Source organism: Pedobacter nototheniae (assembly GCF_004335085.1).
Taxonomy (GTDB): domain Bacteria; phylum Bacteroidota; class Bacteroidia; order Sphingobacteriales; family Sphingobacteriaceae; genus Pedobacter; species Pedobacter nototheniae.
In genome coordinates this window covers 26,025-42,933 of record NZ_RQRS01000032.1, presented here as the reverse complement: position 1 = coordinate 42,933, position 16,909 = coordinate 26,025, and the positions used below count along the sequence as shown (strand labels likewise).

14 protein-coding genes are annotated in these 16,909 nt (G+C 34.5%); 8 read left to right on the top strand and 6 right to left on the bottom strand.

All coding sequences use genetic code 11. The features are described from left to right. Positions 1–131 precede the first annotated feature (131 nt). From EHC72_RS20970 to EHC72_RS20960, 3 genes are all read left to right on the top strand, one after another. On the top strand, positions 132–779 hold the full coding sequence (locus EHC72_RS20970) for a class I SAM-dependent methyltransferase (protein ID WP_246029474.1): 648 nt from the start codon (positions 132–134) through the stop codon (positions 777–779). Between the two features lie 891 nt (positions 780–1,670). After that, a complete protein-coding gene (locus EHC72_RS20965) occupies positions 1,671–2,108 on the top strand; it encodes a MarR family winged helix-turn-helix transcriptional regulator (RefSeq protein ID WP_131539681.1) in 438 nt (145 codons plus the stop codon). 3 nt (positions 2,109–2,111) lie between these two features. Next, a complete protein-coding gene (locus EHC72_RS20960) occupies positions 2,112–3,146 on the top strand; it encodes a S41 family peptidase (RefSeq protein ID WP_131539680.1) in 1,035 nt (344 codons plus the stop codon). 18 nt (positions 3,147–3,164) lie between these two features. On the opposite strand, the gene EHC72_RS22820 is transcribed toward EHC72_RS20960, so the two are convergent. Beyond that, positions 3,165–3,560 carry a hypothetical protein gene (locus EHC72_RS22820; protein WP_165585906.1) on the bottom strand — a complete coding sequence of 132 codons (396 nt, stop codon included), beginning with the start codon at positions 3,558–3,560 and terminating at the stop codon, positions 3,165–3,167. Positions 3,561–4,121: 561 nt separating this feature from the next. Between EHC72_RS22820 and EHC72_RS20955 the strand changes: the two genes are divergently transcribed. The 5 genes from EHC72_RS20955 to EHC72_RS20935 all read left to right on the top strand — a co-directional run bounded on the left by EHC72_RS20955 (position 4,122) and on the right by EHC72_RS20935 (position 8,226). Beyond that, entirely contained in the window at positions 4,122–4,775 is a 654-nt protein-coding gene (locus tag EHC72_RS20955; protein ID WP_131539679.1) for a tetratricopeptide repeat protein, read from the top strand. A gap of 459 nt (positions 4,776–5,234) precedes the next feature. Then, positions 5,235–5,675 (top strand): hypothetical protein, encoded by a 441-nt coding sequence (locus EHC72_RS20950; RefSeq protein ID WP_131539678.1) that lies wholly within the window; start codon positions 5,235–5,237, stop codon positions 5,673–5,675. Positions 5,676–5,902: 227 nt separating this feature from the next. After that, a complete protein-coding gene (locus EHC72_RS20945; RefSeq protein WP_131539677.1) occupies positions 5,903–6,523 on the top strand; it encodes a dihydrofolate reductase family protein in 621 nt (206 codons plus the stop codon). A 32-nt stretch (positions 6,524–6,555) separates the two neighbouring features. Then, entirely contained in the window at positions 6,556–7,239 is a 684-nt protein-coding gene (locus tag EHC72_RS20940) for a hypothetical protein (RefSeq protein WP_246029473.1), read from the top strand. Between the two features lie 285 nt (positions 7,240–7,524). Beyond that, a complete protein-coding gene (locus tag EHC72_RS20935) occupies positions 7,525–8,226 on the top strand; it encodes a DUF3667 domain-containing protein (RefSeq protein ID WP_131539675.1) in 702 nt (233 codons plus the stop codon). A 28-nt stretch (positions 8,227–8,254) separates the two neighbouring features. On the opposite strand, the gene EHC72_RS20930 is transcribed toward EHC72_RS20935, so the two are convergent. From EHC72_RS20930 to EHC72_RS20910, 5 genes are all read right to left on the bottom strand, one after another. Beyond that, the gene (locus EHC72_RS20930) at positions 8,255–9,628 is read right to left on the bottom strand and encodes a DUF5690 family protein (RefSeq protein ID WP_211660342.1); all 1,374 of its coding nucleotides are present in this window, start codon (positions 9,626–9,628) and stop codon (positions 8,255–8,257) included. Positions 9,629–9,718: 90 nt separating this feature from the next. After that, positions 9,719–10,675, bottom strand: coding sequence for a metallophosphoesterase family protein (locus EHC72_RS20925; RefSeq protein ID WP_131539674.1), 957 nt, complete (start codon positions 10,673–10,675; stop codon positions 9,719–9,721). A 1-nt stretch (position 10,676) separates the two neighbouring features. Then, entirely contained in the window at positions 10,677–12,185 is a 1,509-nt protein-coding gene (locus EHC72_RS20920; RefSeq protein ID WP_131539673.1) for a SusD/RagB family nutrient-binding outer membrane lipoprotein, read from the bottom strand. 11 nt (positions 12,186–12,196) lie between these two features. Continuing rightward, positions 12,197–15,334 carry a SusC/RagA family TonB-linked outer membrane protein gene (locus EHC72_RS20915; protein WP_131539672.1) on the bottom strand — a complete coding sequence of 1,046 codons (3,138 nt, stop codon included), beginning with the start codon at positions 15,332–15,334 and terminating at the stop codon, positions 12,197–12,199. Between the two features lie 159 nt (positions 15,335–15,493). Next, positions 15,494–16,579, bottom strand: coding sequence for an alkaline phosphatase family protein (locus tag EHC72_RS20910; protein WP_131539671.1), 1,086 nt, complete (start codon positions 16,577–16,579; stop codon positions 15,494–15,496). Between the last annotated feature and the right edge of the window lie 330 nt (positions 16,580–16,909).

Below are 16,909 nucleotides of genomic sequence, written 5' to 3'. Positions count from 1 at the left end.
TCTCCAATCGCTGCCAGATTTGACTGCTTTGGGGATGGATATTGCCCGAACTTTCGGATCTTAAAAACTTTAAAATTGCTTTCTATAAAGTATACTGTTATTGGATAAACTTGGTTTCAAGTGATATTTTAATGATTACTTTTGCATCAATATTATTTTATCATATGAATGAACATAAAAGCCATTGGGAAAAGGTCTATACGGACAAACAACCTCACGAAGTGAGCTGGACGCAGGAAGTGCCGCAGACTTCGCTTAACTTCATCCGTGAGTTTAACCTACCCAAAACAGCCAGCATTATTGACATTGGTGGTGGCGATAGTAAGCTGGTGGACTTCCTGTTAGATGATGGTTACCAAAACATCACCGTCCTGGACATCTCCGAGCAGGCCCTTCTGCGTGCTCAATTCCGTTTAGGAGAACGAGCAAAGCAGGTAACTTGGATTGCTTCTGACATCTTAGCCTTTACCCCTGATAAACACTATGACCTTTGGCATGACCGTGCGACTTTTCATTTTTTAACGGCAGAGGATCAGGTAAAACAATACACAAGCATTGCTGAATCTTGGGTAACAGGCTTTATGACTATCGGTACCTTTTCTCATAACGGTCCCCAAAAATGTAGTGGCCTGGAAATAAAACAATACAACGAAGAAGAACTCAGGCAGCAGATGCTGAAAGGATTTACAAAAATTCGTTGCATCACCGAAGATCATACCACGCCTTTTGAAACGAAACAGAACTTTCTGTTTTGCAGCTTTAAGGCTAATGCCAACTGAACCTCCTTTCGTATTTAATTTTCATTTTGATTTATTTTTTAAAAAATGTTGGTTTTCTCTTAGAATACAAAACACCCGAGTGGTTAAAGGATTTCTTTAAGTGATATGATGTAGGTCAGTAATAATGCGATTAAGTTTGGATCAAATGTGGTTTATAGCACTAAAAAACGGTCGGTTTACTGTATGCAATTTGAAAACAACGGCTAAGTGGATAAACCGCAACCGATTGACCCCATCTCGCCGGAAATTAGATTTGAATTAAATTATTAATTATTTTAGTGTTATATATTTGGTAATACGGGGTCAAATAGATTGGTTTTTCCAGGTTAAGTTGAAATTTCGGTAAAAGTGGATCTTCCCCACTTTTGATGAAATACACAATTAGGAAATTTTCTCTTCATCACTGCAACCAAGAGTTCCAAATTTGGTTATTACAATGTGGATTACAGGGGATTTAGTAAAATATATAGCTTACCCCCCTCTCACCAAAAACACTTTCATTATAACATACTAATTGTCAATACCCTTGGAAATAATTAAAAATTGTTGCAACGGGTCAAAAAAATGGTTTGTCCACTTTGATTATAGTTCGAAAATCGTCCATTAACCAATTTTCAGATTTTAAAATAGTTTCCAACTTTCGCCAATTCCTGCAAATCAGCCAGGAAAAAATTCGAAATTTGCCCAGTATGGGCTACTGATTAAAAGCTCATCGAAAGATGGGCTTTTTTTTTGTTTCAGACCTATTGATCATTATTTTGGTTTTTAGCCTTAGCGATACGCTAAGACTAGATAAGCATCAGTGAATAAGCAAAAGCTCTTAAAACAAAAAATCATTTTTTTTATGATTTATATTGATATATCAATTATATTTACATCAACATAATTGATATGAATAACAAAAATCCAACAGCAACAGTACTTTATTTAATTGAACAAGCAATTAAGGAGTATAGAAAAATATCTCAAAGGAATATCTCAAAAATTGTAAAAGATATTACAATAGATCAATGTCTAGTCTTAATAATCCTTAACAAGGATGGCAAAATTTCTCAAAATGAATTGGCAAATCTTGTATTTAAGGATAATGCATCAATCACGAGAATGATAGAATTAATGGTTAAAAAAGATTATTTAAATAGAACTATCCATAAAGAAGATAGAAGGAAATTTAATCTTGAAATAACAGAAAAAGGAAAAAAAACGCTAGAATTAATAAACCCAATTGCAAAACTAAATAGAGAAACGGCACTAAATGGTTTGTCGTTGGAAGAGATTAATTTACTCGAAAAAACATTAAATAAAATAATTACTAATTGTAAAATCTAAGAAATGAAAAAAGTATTTAATCTATTATTAATCTACGTTGTAATCTGCTTCAACTCAAAAGCGAATGCCCAGGATTTTACAGAACGAAATAAACAAATATTGGAAATAGCAGATAAAATTAATGAGTATTACATTTTTGAAGATGTTGCAAATCAACTTTCTAAAAAATTAAAATCAGAAATAGATCTTAAAAATTTTGACAATCTTACTGATGCAGAATTTGCAAAATCGCTCTCCTCCTATTTAACAAAAAACGGAAATGATTTACATTTCAATGTATTGTACCGTCCAGGTAAAGAAGAAGAAAAAGCAGTCAATGAAAAGGAATTGCTAAAAAAATACGATGCTATTAATAAACAGTGGAATTATGGTTTTGATAAAGTGATGAGATTAGACGGAAATATCGGTTATATTGAATATACCGGATTTCCCGAAGGAAATAAATCTGCTCAACAAATTTTAGATGCTACGATGAATTTTGTTTCAAATACAAATGCTTTGATTATAGATTTAAGAAACAATCGAGGGGGTGATGGCAAAATGGTAAGGCTATTTTTAAGTTATTTTTTTAATGAAAGAATTAAATTAAGTGAGATTTACACCAGATATAATAATAAAACCGAAGAGAAGTACACATTTAAAAAAGTAAATGGCAAAAAGTATTTAGATAAGCCAGTATACCTCATTGTGAACAATAATACCATTTCTGCCGCTGAGGCATTAGCATATAATTTACAGCAAAATAAAATTGCAAAGGTAATTGGAGATAAAACCTATGGAGCAGCAAATCCTGTAAAAGTATTTTTTATTGGCAAAAAATATCAGTTATTCATCCCAATATCAGTTGAAAAAAATGCGGTCACAAAAACGAATTGGGAGCATACAGGTATTAATGTTGATGAAAAAGTAAATTCTGAAAAGGCATTAATAAAAGCGCAAATTATAGCACTTGAAAATCTGTTAAAATCAAATACAAAAACAGAATTAACGGAAAATGAGATTAAAGAAAAGATTTTGAAATTAGAAAAACAATTGTAGCCAAATTTTTTCTTATTGCTAACTAGGGCTTGGCAAAACCCAGCTGTTCGAGATGTTCTGCAGGCATCTCAAATTAAAAATAAAAAGGGTTCTCTGAACCAGTAAATAGGTAAAGCTATAAATGGCCTTCATGATTTGAAAATCCTGCTTTATCAATAGTACGAGATGCGCTGAAAAAGCTAACATCTCGAACAGCTTGGCAACAATACCAAACGCAGGAGCAACAATACCAAACGCAGGAGCAACAATACCAAACGCAGGAGCAACAATACTAAAAGCAGGAGCAACAATACTAAAAGCAGGAGCAACAATACTGCAGCTCGCAGCTGTTCGAGATGTTCCGTAGGCATCTCGAATTAAAATAAAAAGGGTTCTCTGAACCCGTAAATAGGTAAAACTATAAATGGCCTTCATGATTTGAAAATCCTGCTTTATCAATAGTACGAGATGCGCTGAAAAGGCTAACATCTCGAACAGCTGGAAAATCCTGCTTCATCAATGGTACGAGATGCGCTGAAAAAGCTAACATTTCGAAGAGCTAGTTAAGGTTAACCGACGGTACTGCAGATAACTAAAAACAAACTATTAACTTTATAGGTATGAAAGCATACTTATTATACGAAGCTGGCGAACCAGAGAAACTGATTTTTGGAGAGGTTTGAAAATCCTGCTTTATCAATAGTACGAGATGCGCTGAAAAAGCTAACATCTCAAACAGCTTGAATAATTTTTTCGGATATTCTTTTTTCAAGAAAATTAATATCTTGCAATATTAAATTAACAGTCATGCTTCAGCTCAATTTATTCGTATTTAAAAGCTTATAAAAATTTAAATACGAATAAGGACTACCCAAAATACATAACTATTAACTTGAATAAAATGCTCCAATGAACTACAATTAAAATGTTGTGAATTGGTAGTTGCATAATATATTTAGGAATTACCTAACATTTAACAAAAAACGACCTACCAATATGAACAAATTATTACTAACTTTTATTTGCTTAAGTTTTATCGGATGTTCATCAGCACAAGATTGCAAAGAAGGCATCAATTTACTACCGATGTATGGTAATATAGCAAAGTGTGAACAGCAGTTAAAAACCGACAAAGAATTTTTCGCAGTTGCTGACTCAAAATTTAAAGACAGAAAAACGGCTTCATCTTCCTACACTCAATTAGGTTGGGACTATTTTTATAAAAACGACTTAGAAACATCAATGAAACGTTTCAATCAAGCTTGGCTTTTGGATAGTTTGAATGCCGATGTATATTGGGGTTTCGGAAATCTTTTAGGACGACAAAATGAATTTCAAGCTTCTATTTCTCACTTTGAGAAATCTCTAAAACTTAAACCTAACAATCCTAAAGTGTACGAATCACTTGCCTCCAGTTATGGTCAATTATTTGTTTCAAACCAAAAATCTGAAACGCTTGATAAAGCTGTCCAAGCTTTGAAAAAGGCTTATTCTTTAGATAAAAACAATCCTCGCATTCTATCGCAACTCACATCAGCATATTGTCATTTTACTCAAAAAGATAGTGCTTTAAAATATTTGAAACTAACTGATAAAATTGACCGGAATGCTATAAATCCAGGAGTTAGAGCATTATTAAAACAAAAATAAACGTTAGACCAGCTGTCCAGCTGTTCGAGATGTTCCGCAGGCATCTCGAATTAGCAATAAAAAGGGTTCTCTGAACCCGTAAATAGGTAAAACTATAAATGGCCTTCATGATTTGAAAATCCTGCTTTATCAATAGTACGAGATGCGCTGAAAAGCTAACATCTCGAACAGCTGGACGTCAGATAACAACAGGTTTAAGCTAAGCCTCCGCAAGAATGCGAACTCGAGAATTTGAAGTTATTTACTTAATTTAGTACTGTGAGTAATTTATGCAAGTAAATTCAGCTGTTCGAGATGTTCCACAGGGCATCTCGAACTAACGATAAAAAGGGTTCTCTGAACCCATAAATAAGTAAACGCATAAGGATTTCTGGATTTGAAACCCAGCATTATCAATAGTAAGAGATGCGCTGAAAAGGCTAACATCTCAAACAGCTTGCTAAGCACCAAAAAGATACTATGAGTTATCAGACACCTGCTTTGAAATTTTTACTAAAGAAACTAATTAGACAAATGCCGTTTACGAAGAAAGACTTAGAAGATTTACCAATTTCATTCTGTGGAAAGGATGATGTGTGGGTTATTGTCGGACCTTGTAGTGGGACGTATTGGAGAAACTATAAAATCGCACTTGACGGAAGAAAATATAAAACTGGTGGAACTATTACATTTAAAAATGGACAAGAATACAGAGCAAGTTTTTACGTTGACACAACTACGTTCGACTTTGTCAGCAAAGACAGTATTTATTTAAGTATTGGTGATGATTGGTATAATATTGAAGAGCCTGAACTTTTGACAAAACTAAAAGTTAGCCAAGACGACATTTATCCGTTAAAATGGCAATCAGATAGACCGTTAGACTACCACATTAAATCACCATACATATTGAAAAAATGAAAACACCAACAAGTAACAGGGTGGGTTTGAAAATTCAGCTGTTCGAGATGTTCCGCAGGCATCTCGAACTAACGATAAAAAGGGCTCTCTGAACCCATAAATAAGTAAACGCATAAGCATTTCTGGATTTGAAAATCTAGCTTAATCAATAATGCGAGATGGACTGAAAAAGCTAACATCTAATACAGCTGAAGGAAAAAGACTTAACAACAAATAAAAAGGAAAATATGAGCAGAATAATTTTTGACAGCGGAATATCTCTTGATGGTTTTTTTGCAGGAGATAATAGAAGTCCCAAAAACCCAATGGGTGGTGTTTCGGGGCAAATTCACTCTTGGATGTTTAATCAAAAAGCTTTTTGGGAATATTTAGGATTCGATGGAGGTAAAGAAGATGGTCCTGATGGAAAATTTATTAGAGAGACCATTGAACGAACGGGCGCATTTATTATGGGAAAACGTATGTTTGAGGAAGGTGAAGAAAGTTGGCCAAATGACCTATATAAAGCAGATGTTTACGTATTAACACACGAAAAGCGTGCGCCTTGGGTGCAAGAGGGAACAACAACTTTTTATTTTGTTAATGACGGAATAGAAAGTGCATTAGAAAAAGCAAAACAATCGGCAAAGGGAAAGGACATAAGAATACAAGGTGGTGCAAACACTATTCAACAATTTTTAAATGCAGGCCTTGTTGATGAATTTTTCATTCACATTGCTCCCGTATTTCTAGGTAGTGGTATTCGATTATTTGATGGTATTGATAAAGATAAGTATGATGTTAAAATTGTAGAGGTGATACCATCTGACTTGACAACACATTTAAGATATAACCTGACAAAGAAATAGAAATAACAACCGTGATACGGACATTTTATATATTGACGTTAATATTATTGCTGATTGCTTGTAATCAAAACATTTCGACAGCTGGTATTCCAAAAGTAGATCCTGTTCAGGCTGTTTCTAACAACTTAAAGTGGGAGAAGAATGATAAAACAGCAAGAAAAATAATAAGCGATTCTTTAATATTCTACAGTGACTCTTTGTATAGTGATTTGAAACTGCATTTTACTAAAATTTCTAAGCATGAGTTTCAAACCTACAAACAGAAGTATAAAACCGGATGCGTTTTAGATTCAGGAAACTTTATTAGTGGATCAAACCTGTATGTAAGTCGCCATTGTGATAAAATTTGCGAAACGTACCTTTCAGAAAAAACGACTAACAGAAAAATGCTAATTCCATCAAATTACGACGCTGGAATATTAGCGATGTTACTTTCGCCAACATGCAATAAACTGCTAGTTTGTTCATCTTATGATGGACCCGATTATAGTAACTATTATGAAAATAGAGCAGAAATATTTGTTTTTAAGGTAAGCACAGGAACTGGGTTGAAGGGAATAAAACCTGCTTTTAAGTTTTATACAAAGAATTGGTCTATTGAGGATTTAACTTGGGTGAGCGACAAAACAATAGCTTTAAAAACTTACGAAGAAACTAAATCGGGAGATGGTGGTGGCGTTCTATATACATATTACAAAGCAGACCTTTATAAATAAAAAGCATACTAAAAAAAATGCCTCCTAAATAATTTAAACTACAGGTATTACCCTTTATCTATATTAATTGATGTGTATTGCATATTCCTTTTTCAATGAAAATTAATATCTTGGCGCATTAAATTAACAATCATGCTACTCCTCAATTTGAAGATCTACTTTCGTAATGAGTGCTTAAACCATTTTAACTATAGCGGTAAAATCTATAATATACTTACTTATTAAAAAGAGCTGTATATAATGAGGTTTGGCAGAGATTATAAAACAATATAAGCTGATAATTACATGAATGGGATTGATCCTAAAGACGAAAATCAAAAATTAAAACGAATTAATTCATCGTATATAATTCACGAAATACAACACCTTTTACACCTTGAAAGTGGTTTTTTATTTACCGTAAAAGAATTATTTCTAAGACCAGGGAAATTAGTTAGACGTTTTATTTTTGAGGATAGAAGTAAAATTACAAAGCCTTTAATTTTCTTAATATTTTCGGGCACCATATTTACACTTCTTTTCCACTTTTTCCATATCGAATATATTTTCTTTTCATTAAATCAAAAAGTTGGAAACTTAGATCAATTTTTAGAAAAGCAAGCAATTAGTGATTGGACAAATAATCATATCGGTTATACCTCACTTATTATTGGTTTTTTTATTGCTTTATGGATTACATTATTTTTTAAAAAGCATAAATACAACGTTTATGAAATTACAATTTTATTGTGCTATTCGGTTGGTCAAGGGCTTTTAATTATCAGTTTATTTGCTTTAGTTTCTATCTTGTTTAAAACTAAAACTATTGCCCCACTAGGTGTTTTTGCCTCCTACCTTTATATATTCTGGTCTATAGGGCAATTTTTCGGCGAAAAAAAGTTAATAAATTATGTTAAGGCAATAATTTGCTGTGTGCTTGGAGCGGTATCGTTTAGACTAATTTTATTGTTACTGGCCTATATTTTTTATCAATTAGGGATTAAATAATAACACTACGATAAGGTTGTATTTATCTTTATTCATATTTTAATATTATTTTATTGGCATCAACAGATGGATTAATTTCTTGTAAAAGTTCGTCATCTGCTTTTTTAGGCAAAGTTGTGTTATATCTATTATAAATAAATGTTTTTCTTTTAAAATAGATTAATGAGGCAATTGAAAAAATGCCACCCACAAGGGATACAATATATACGGTATGTTTAAAGAAAAGCCCCCAGCTGATATCTGCAGTACCAAATTCTCTATAAATTAATACTGATGCACTTCCTAAATAACCCATAGAATCTGATAGGTAAACGATAAAACCAATATTACCGGCGAAGTGAAAATTAGCAATCATTCGTTCATAAAAAATGGCATTGTAAGGGATATATGCCATATATAAACCTAAGCCAACGATGCTCATCCAGGCAATGGGACCAATTAAATGTAGATCAAACCCGATGGTAGCCAATGCGGCGAGTAAAAAGCCACTAATAATAATTATATGGATTACGATGAAAGCTTTTAGGTTGTTTCTAATCAGTATTAATAAGCTCATAATAACCAATACAGCCAATGAAACTACTGTATCTGTTTTGGTATAGATATGATTATCGTGAATGTTTAGGTTTGCCCAAATTTCAACCTCAAAGTTATCTCTCATATCTCTTAAAATGGTTAAGAGCATGTAAACGATTAAAGTAAAAATAATTCCGGGAAGGAAACTGGTTACAAAGGCTTTTCTTTGACTTGCATTCATCGGAATTCTTTTGGTTCTTAATCTTTGATCTTCCTCACTTGGTGCAGGAATTAATTCTAAGCCATAAACACTTAATAAAAAAGGTAAAAGAAACACCAAACCAGTTATAAATGGCATCCAATATTCTCCAATGGGCAAAATTTCCATTAAGGTTCTACCTATAGTTTTCACAAAACCGGAGGCAAAAATCAAACTGATGGATAATATTGCTCCCATAAACTCTGTTGTTTTTCTCCCTTCCAGGTAGCTAAATACCAGCCCCCAGATCATTCCCAGAGGGAAACCATTTATAAAAAGAAAAATAATATTATATGGGGCTGGTACCAGAGCAAAACCCAATAATGCTAACCATGCAAGTAAAATAAGTTTAAGGAGATTTTTTGCTCTGTTTTTTCCTGATACCTCAGCAATAAACTTAATTCCGTAAAACTTACTTAAGGTATAGCCCATCATTTGTGCTATTACGAGCCAAACTTTATAATCAATACCCAAAAAATGTTGATGTTCAAATGTTCCGGCGGCAAAGGCTTTTCTAAAAGCATACATACTGGTATAACAGCTAAACGCCGCAAGTGATGCTAGTAATGTAACCGCCAATGGTGGCCATTTAGCTATTTTTTGCTTTCCTAATTTTAATAGCTCCATGCCTTTATAGATTTATTTTCGGTGCGATTAATCAATAATGCTACAGGTGTAAACTGATGCATATTGTATGGCCTGAATGTTAATTTTATTTTAAATTTTTGGTTTAATTACTCTATCGGAAATGATCGGTACTGTTGGATAGCCCTTATAATCTGACCCGGCGTACTCTGTACTTCCATCTAAATAGGTTGAGCTTTTTCCTTTAATGGTGATCTCGCCATTTGCGTGAAGATTAATTACCGCCCACAGTGGCTCTTTGGTGTGCGCAAACTCATAACTTTTGCCCTTTCTGCCGAATTGATATGCAGCACTGTTAATCTGAATATAATTTACACCGTTATAATTGTTATGATAATCTTCATGGTTATGACCACTAAAAACAGCTAAAATTTTTCCTGATCGAACTTTTTTATTGTTCCGCTCAAATAGTAGTCTCAACATTGCACCTTCTTTTATCCCATCGAGATCATTATCTATACCCTGGTGGCAAAAAATTAGGATTGGCAGTTTCGTTTTTTGAAGATCATCAGCCAACCAGTTGTATTGGGTTTCTGAAATTGACCGTGGGTAACCTTTTGAAGTATCATTTTCTGGTCGCTCATTACCATTTAGCACTATAAAATGATACCCTTTAAGATCAAATGAATAATATAACCCAACGGCATTCCAAAATTCTACCACTTGTTGGTGATTAAATCCACCGTCCACATCATGATTACCAATTACATGATATTTTGGACCGTTAAACTTTTCCCAAACTTGCATTAATGTCTTATTACCAGGTTTTGGCGTACAGAAATCGCCCATCTGCATAATAAAATCTGGTTTAGTTTTGTTCATTTCAGTTACAAAAGCCTCTACCCTAGCCTGTCCATCTTTAATTAAATCATGGTGGAGATCTGTAATCAAACCAAAACTTAATATTTTTTCCGATGCATACCTATGATCTTCATTGGCTATGGATTTTAATGGTGTTGTTGATAAACTTGCTGCTCCTGCAAGGATTAGACCTTGTTTAAGGAAACCTCTTCTTTTTAAATCTTCCATATTATTTAATTGCCCAGGTTACACCGTTTTGAGTATCTGCACCAGAAAACTGTCTTTGCAATGCCTCTTTCAGGTTTATGGTATTAACGGTATACTCACTTGTTGGGTAAGCCCAACGGGTTGGAATAAGGTTATTATTGGCATTTGCTGCACCTATATCAAATTTTGGAACGCCGGTTCTTCTATAGCTATAGTAAGCCTGACGGCCAGAATTTTGAAAAAACGATACATATTTCTGCTCCAGAATTTGATTCAAACCTGTACTATTATTTCCTGCATAAGCATTTTTAGTTAAAAAGGCGGAGATTGTTGCGGCATTTGTAATTCCGTAAAACTTGATTGATTCACTAATGCCTTGCTCATAATAGTTTGCGGCATTAGCTGGTGCCCAACCGCGATTAATTCCTTCTGCAATATTTAAGTTAGTTTCTGCAGCGCCCAGCTGTACACATGGCACACCTGAAGGCGAAGAAAGCCAATAATCAAAATTGATCATACTTAATTTACCCGCAATAGCCTGATCCTTTAATGTAGTTTGCAGCTCTCCGGTTTTACCTCCCTTAAAAGAAGTAAACTTAGTTGCGTAATTTGCATCTCCACTCAACCTGGCAGAATCTGTTGGTAAAGCCACAACAAATACTCTGGGATCATTTGTTGCTGTCAGAATATTCATATAGGTTGCACCCAAGTTATTTCTAAGGTCGTTCTTTAATACTACACCATTTGATGGCCAAAGCGGGTAGTTATTTGAAACATTAGAAGTATTATAAACCAATTGAAAATTATCTGCATTGGTCAAAATCAGCGGGTATTTTGCAGGATTGGAAACAATGGCTAAAAATTGTTCCTTTATATTAAGTTCAGGTGTATCATCGGCACGCTTACTTAGGGATACCAGCACTCTTAAACGAAAAGAATTAACCAATTTTTGCCATTTAGCTAAATCGCCATTGTAAAAGAAATCTCCATCTACCTTTACTTGCGCTGCAACAAGCGGGGTAAGATCTGTGTTTGCATCCTCTAATAATTTTAAAGATTGCGCATAAACATCCTTTTGTGTATCGTATTTTGGAGAAAAGTTACCGTTGCTTGCTCCTTTTAATGCATCACTCATTGGTATATCGCCAAACATTTCTGTTGTAGAAACAAAAAAATAAGCCCTAAAGAATTTTGCAAGTGCTAGATAAGCCTTAGCAGGATCGCCAACTTTTTTAGATTCTATTTCCATCTGCTGCACATTTCTCAATTGCGTATATGCGCTGTAATCTGCGGTAGTCCAGTTGTAAGATTGATTGCCATAATAAGCTTCATTCATTACCATAAACTGGTTATGGCGTTGATCTGTAGACCATGGTGCTTGTGAACTGTTAAGTAAAAGCCCCGTAAAAATTAGTTTTGGAGCGGCATTCAATATTGCTGCTGGATCTTTTTGTAGTTCCTCAGTTTTTTTACATGCCGAGATAGTAATAACCAGGCACAACACAAGGATGGAATGTATTTTAGTTTTCATAACACTATATTTTAGAAAGTGATGTTTAAGTTTAAGCCAAAGCTTTTAACTGATGGAGTTTGTAATCCTGCTCCAGCAATAAATTGGTCAAGATCCATGTTACGAGTGCCTTTACCAGTAAAATAAAGTAAGTTTCTACCCACAACGGAAACACTTGCTGCATTAATTATTTTAGAGCGTTCTAAAAATGATTTAGGGAAGGTATAGGTAAGCACAACCTCTCTTAACTTTACAAAAGTTCTGCTGCGCATAAGCTCGTAGTTGGATCGATTGAAATTTCTGGCCCACGTTTGGTATAAAACCCGAACGTCATTTGGTGCAAACACCCTAGTATCAGAAATGATGTTTCCATCTTGATCGGTATTTAAAGCGCCGCTAACAATCTTTAAACCATCCGTCATTACGCTCCCTTTCCAGGCGGCATTAGCTCTGTTTTCCCAATCCAGTAAACGGTAAGGGCTATCAGATGCTGGCGCAGTACCTGAGTTCCATTGCGAATCATCAACAGCGTTGGCAATTTTTCCACCAAATCTTCCATCAACTTGAAAGCTCAATCCAATATTTTTATATTTAAAAGAGTTGTTAATACCTGCAACAAAATCATTATCGCTATAGCCCGCTAAACTTTTATAAGGGTTTAAGGCTGGAAGACCATTGGTACCAACAATCATTTTTCCGTTGGCATCTCTTTGAAAGTCGGTAATAAAATAACCATCTGCTCTATCGCCAACTTTAATTAAGCCATCGCGTTGCAGTACGCCATCAATTTTATTTAACCAACGGTGAGATGTTGACCAGTTTGCCACAATATTCCACATGAAATTAGTTGATTTTATTGGGCTGCCATCTACAGTTAATTCCAAACCTTTTCTCACATATGTAAAAGCATTCTTTTGTGTAGAGGTTACACCAGAAGTTGGGCTTACCTCTAAATTAACAATGCCTGGTCCTTCGATATTGTAGAATGCCGCAGCATCAAAACCTATTCTGTTATTTAAAAACCTAGCTTCTAAACCAACCTCAGTGGTTTTTACTCTCGCCGCCAAAATATCTGGATTTGTTAATACACCACTATAACTTACACCAGTATTGTTGTTCCATCGTGTAGAATATGGTGTGTAGGTAGAATTAAGCTTGTAAATGTCGTATTGGGCATTTTCATTAACCAAATCAGACGCTACGTTGGCATAAGACCCTCTAATTTTTAAAAACGAAATTGCTTTAGGCAGGATAAGCATTTGTGAAATTACTGCACTTAAAGATGCTGATGGATAGAAATAAGTATTGTGCTTTGTTGGCAAAGTAGTAGACTTATCGTACCTGCCTGTTAAATTTAAAAAGATATAGTTTTTATAATCCAAATCTATTAATCCATATGCACTAGCCACCTGCCTTTGTCCGTAATCATTTACTGGTACCGATGGTAACACAGTATTGGAAAGATCATAAACGCCAGGAACAATTAAACCTCCATTTGTGCTTGCACTTAATGAGCTAACTTTTACCGACCTCAGGTTTGCGAAAACTGAAGATTTAAATCCAAAATCTTTAAACTGATCTGTGTAGCTGAACGATCCTTCGGTATTATTTTCCCAAAACTTATCGTAAACTTCTTGATAGCCTCCTACTTGGTTTACGCCATCGTTATAAAAGTTTCCTGACACCGGAATTTGTTTGGTTCGGGTACGATTCCAAGTGCTTACGTTGGTACGTAAGTTGAAGTTTAGCTTTTGAGTAATGTTGTACCTCATTAAAACATGCCCGTAAAGATCATCTTTTTGGTATCCGTGCAGGTTTTCATATGCTGTAAAATAAGGGTTATTATAAATGGTATATTCTCTATTATATTGCTGAATACCCTCTTGCCCCGGTTTCCAATAATTTTTCAAATCCAAAACATCGTAATCTGCTCCTCCCCAAATATTCATTAGGTATACATAACTATTTGGACCGTAATTGGCATCAGGATAGTTTGGTGTAATTTGTCTATTGTAATTAATATTGGTTTCAAACCTTACTTTTTTTCCGGCATTAAGTCCGCCAGAGAAGTTAAAATTTGTACTTCCTAGCTTAGTATTCGGAACAGTACCTTTTTGAAACATTTGAGAAATTGATAAACGCATATCACCAACTTCACTTTTAGTAGATATGGCAACATTATTGGTGCTTAAAAGACCATCTCTAAGAAAATTTTTCAGGTTATCCTTACCTCTTGCAAGCCATGGAATAGGCACTAAAGCTTTTGTAACGGGATCAATCGGGCTGTTATATTGGGTAATCAATTGCCCTTCGAAGCGTGGCCCCCAAACGAAATAATCATTATCGTTAATACCACCGCCTTTACCATCCTTAAATGCGTATTTAAAATTATCTCCGGCACCGTAAGAAGTTTGATAATCAGGAATGGCATTATAGCCCGTTTGCAATTGTGTACTCGAGTTAAACTCAACTGTAAAACCCTTATCAATAGAACCTCCTTTTTTTGTAGTAATTAATATGGCACCACGCTGTCCTCTACTTCCGTACAATGCGGCGGCATTTGCTCCTTTTAGTACAGAATAAGTTTCTATATCATCAGGACTTAAGTTCCAGGAATCTGAGCTAACGGGAACGCCATCAACAACGATTAACACACCAGATTGGCCCCTTAAGTAAATCCCAGGATCGCCAAATAAATTGGCACTTGGTGTAATTGTTAATCCTGCTACCTTACCCGTTAATGAATTGATACCGTTTGGCTCTCTAGCTTTTACAAGATCATTTCCTTTAACTTCTTGAATTGCATAACCAACTGCCTTTTTTTCTTTTTTAATACCTAGTGCGGTTACTACAACATCACTAAGGGTTTTGCTATCTGTTTCGAGCGTAACGTTTATTGGCAAGTTATTTACAACTTTAAACTGCTTAGGTTGATAACCAATGGATTTGAACTCGAGCATATCGCCGTTGTTTCCGGTTATAAAGAAACCGCCATTAAGATCTGTTGAAGTACTTTTGCCGTTTGCCTTATTAGTTACTGTTGCACCAGGAACAGCGCCTCCAGCATCTGTAACCCTTCCTGTTAATCGGCTTTGGGCATATGTATTATTTGAAAAAAAAAGGAGGAATACCGCTATGAGTACTCTACCCAAAACTTTTAATCGCTTCATAATTAGTTAATGATTTTGTTTAGCAAAACTAAACTTTGTTTATTAACACATTACTAAACTTCTGTTAAGCATTTGTAAACCACCTACACACCGAGAACCCTTAAACGCAAAAAAACCAGCATCTTTAAAATGCTGGTTAATCAATTATTAACATTAATATTATTTATTTAAAACAGATTCAATCTCTTTACCTACCGGATGATTTGCTTTAAAGGTAAAACCTAAAAGTTTAGCTAGCGTTTGTGCTATTTGATCCTGATAAATTTGAGTTGCAGTTTTTACTTCTCCCAGGTTTTTGCTATCCGGACCAATCACTGCAAGCCAAGTTTCATTAGAATGTTCAGCAGAAGAACCGTGTCCAGTCCATTTTGCGTCTATCCCTCGGCCATGATCTGGGCAAATAATAAAAGTGGTATTATCCTTATAAAATGGGTCGGCTTGCATAGATTTCCATAAACTCGCAATCATAGCATCCAAATAGCTAGCGGCATCCAAATAATAATCATATTGCCCTGCATGCCCCAAATCATCAGGATCTACAAAATCTATATAACATAACCTTGGATGGTTTGCTGCAATATATGTTTTAGCTATTGCAAAGGTTCCCATATCCCAACGTACTGAAGTTCCAAAATAATTGGGAATATAGTTCTGTAATTCGTTGGCTAATACCTGCGCTTCAGTTAACTTACCACCCTCAACCTTTTCAAATGGGTTGATTAAAGGCATATGGTTTCGATCACGGTTAACGATTTTTGATACAGGTGCCCAGCCAGCAAATGTTACTACCTTTCCTGTAAATCCTTTTTGCTTATTGATAAACTCTAATACATTTTCATTAGGATTATTAGGATAATCGTTTGAGTTAATTTTCTCGTCATAATAACCCGTTATTGTCTCGCTTCTACCCGGATAAGAAAACCAATATTTGTTCCTTAAATTAACCATATTTCCTAAATCACGGTTACCGTATAATTGTCCGTTTTTAGCAATAGTGTTCCAAAAAAATGGCATTAATTTCTCACGACGTTCCTTTTCATCTGCTCCCCAAAATTTTTTAAAGGCTGTAACCGAATCTTGCTTACGATACCTTTTATTTTTTAACAGAGAAGAATCAGCTCCTTTAAAAATTTCCTGCCAGCGATAACCATCGATGGAAATGAATACAATGTTTTTTGTTTTAGTTTCTTGCGCACTTAACATTTTGGCGCAGATAAAAAAAATTAGAAATAATTTTACTTTCATCTTTTTAATAGTTTGATTGGTTTAGCATCACTAAACCAGGTTTAAAATTGAATAGATTTACATTCCTTGGATTTCATATTGTTTAGCAAAACTAAACTTTGTATATAAAAAATATGATCGTTTTGTATTAAAGTTTTGTTAAGATTCATTGTTTAAAAATCAGAACACTTAAACAATAGTGAATTATAGACACCATAAATATCTTGGTCGCCATATTTTCCTGCTGCTCTCACCTATGGGGTTATAATTTGCCAAACCAACTCTAATTTAACATGATACAAGTAATAAATTGTTTATATGATGATAGTTAAATGTTTATATATTTGCGCT

Excerpts from the sequence above, each read along its gene's own strand:
- EHC72_RS20970 (WP_246029474.1), top strand. The coding sequence starts at position 132 with ATGATTACTTTTGCATCAATATTATTTTATCATATGAATGAACATAAA.
- EHC72_RS20965 (WP_131539681.1), top strand. The coding sequence starts at position 1,671 with ATGAATAACAAAAATCCAACAGCAACAGTACTTTATTTAATTGAACAA.
- EHC72_RS20960 (WP_131539680.1), top strand. The coding sequence starts at position 2,112 with ATGAAAAAAGTATTTAATCTATTATTAATCTACGTTGTAATCTGCTTC.
- EHC72_RS22820 (WP_165585906.1), bottom strand. The coding sequence starts at position 3,560 with ATGAAGGCCATTTATAGTTTTACCTATTTACGGGTTCAGAGAACCCTT.
- EHC72_RS20955 (WP_131539679.1), top strand. The coding sequence starts at position 4,122 with ATGAACAAATTATTACTAACTTTTATTTGCTTAAGTTTTATCGGATGT.
- EHC72_RS20950 (WP_131539678.1), top strand. The coding sequence starts at position 5,235 with ATGAGTTATCAGACACCTGCTTTGAAATTTTTACTAAAGAAACTAATT.
- EHC72_RS20945 (WP_131539677.1), top strand. The coding sequence starts at position 5,903 with ATGAGCAGAATAATTTTTGACAGCGGAATATCTCTTGATGGTTTTTTT.
- EHC72_RS20935 (WP_131539675.1), top strand. The coding sequence starts at position 7,525 with ATGAATGGGATTGATCCTAAAGACGAAAATCAAAAATTAAAACGAATT.
- EHC72_RS20930 (WP_211660342.1), bottom strand. The coding sequence starts at position 9,628 with ATGGAGCTATTAAAATTAGGAAAGCAAAAAATAGCTAAATGGCCACCA.
- EHC72_RS20925 (WP_131539674.1), bottom strand. The coding sequence starts at position 10,675 with ATGGAAGATTTAAAAAGAAGAGGTTTCCTTAAACAAGGTCTAATCCTT.
- EHC72_RS20920 (WP_131539673.1), bottom strand. The coding sequence starts at position 12,185 with ATGAAAACTAAAATACATTCCATCCTTGTGTTGTGCCTGGTTATTACT.
- EHC72_RS20915 (WP_131539672.1), bottom strand. The coding sequence starts at position 15,334 with ATGAAGCGATTAAAAGTTTTGGGTAGAGTACTCATAGCGGTATTCCTC.
- EHC72_RS20910 (WP_131539671.1), bottom strand. The coding sequence starts at position 16,579 with ATGAAAGTAAAATTATTTCTAATTTTTTTTATCTGCGCCAAAATGTTA.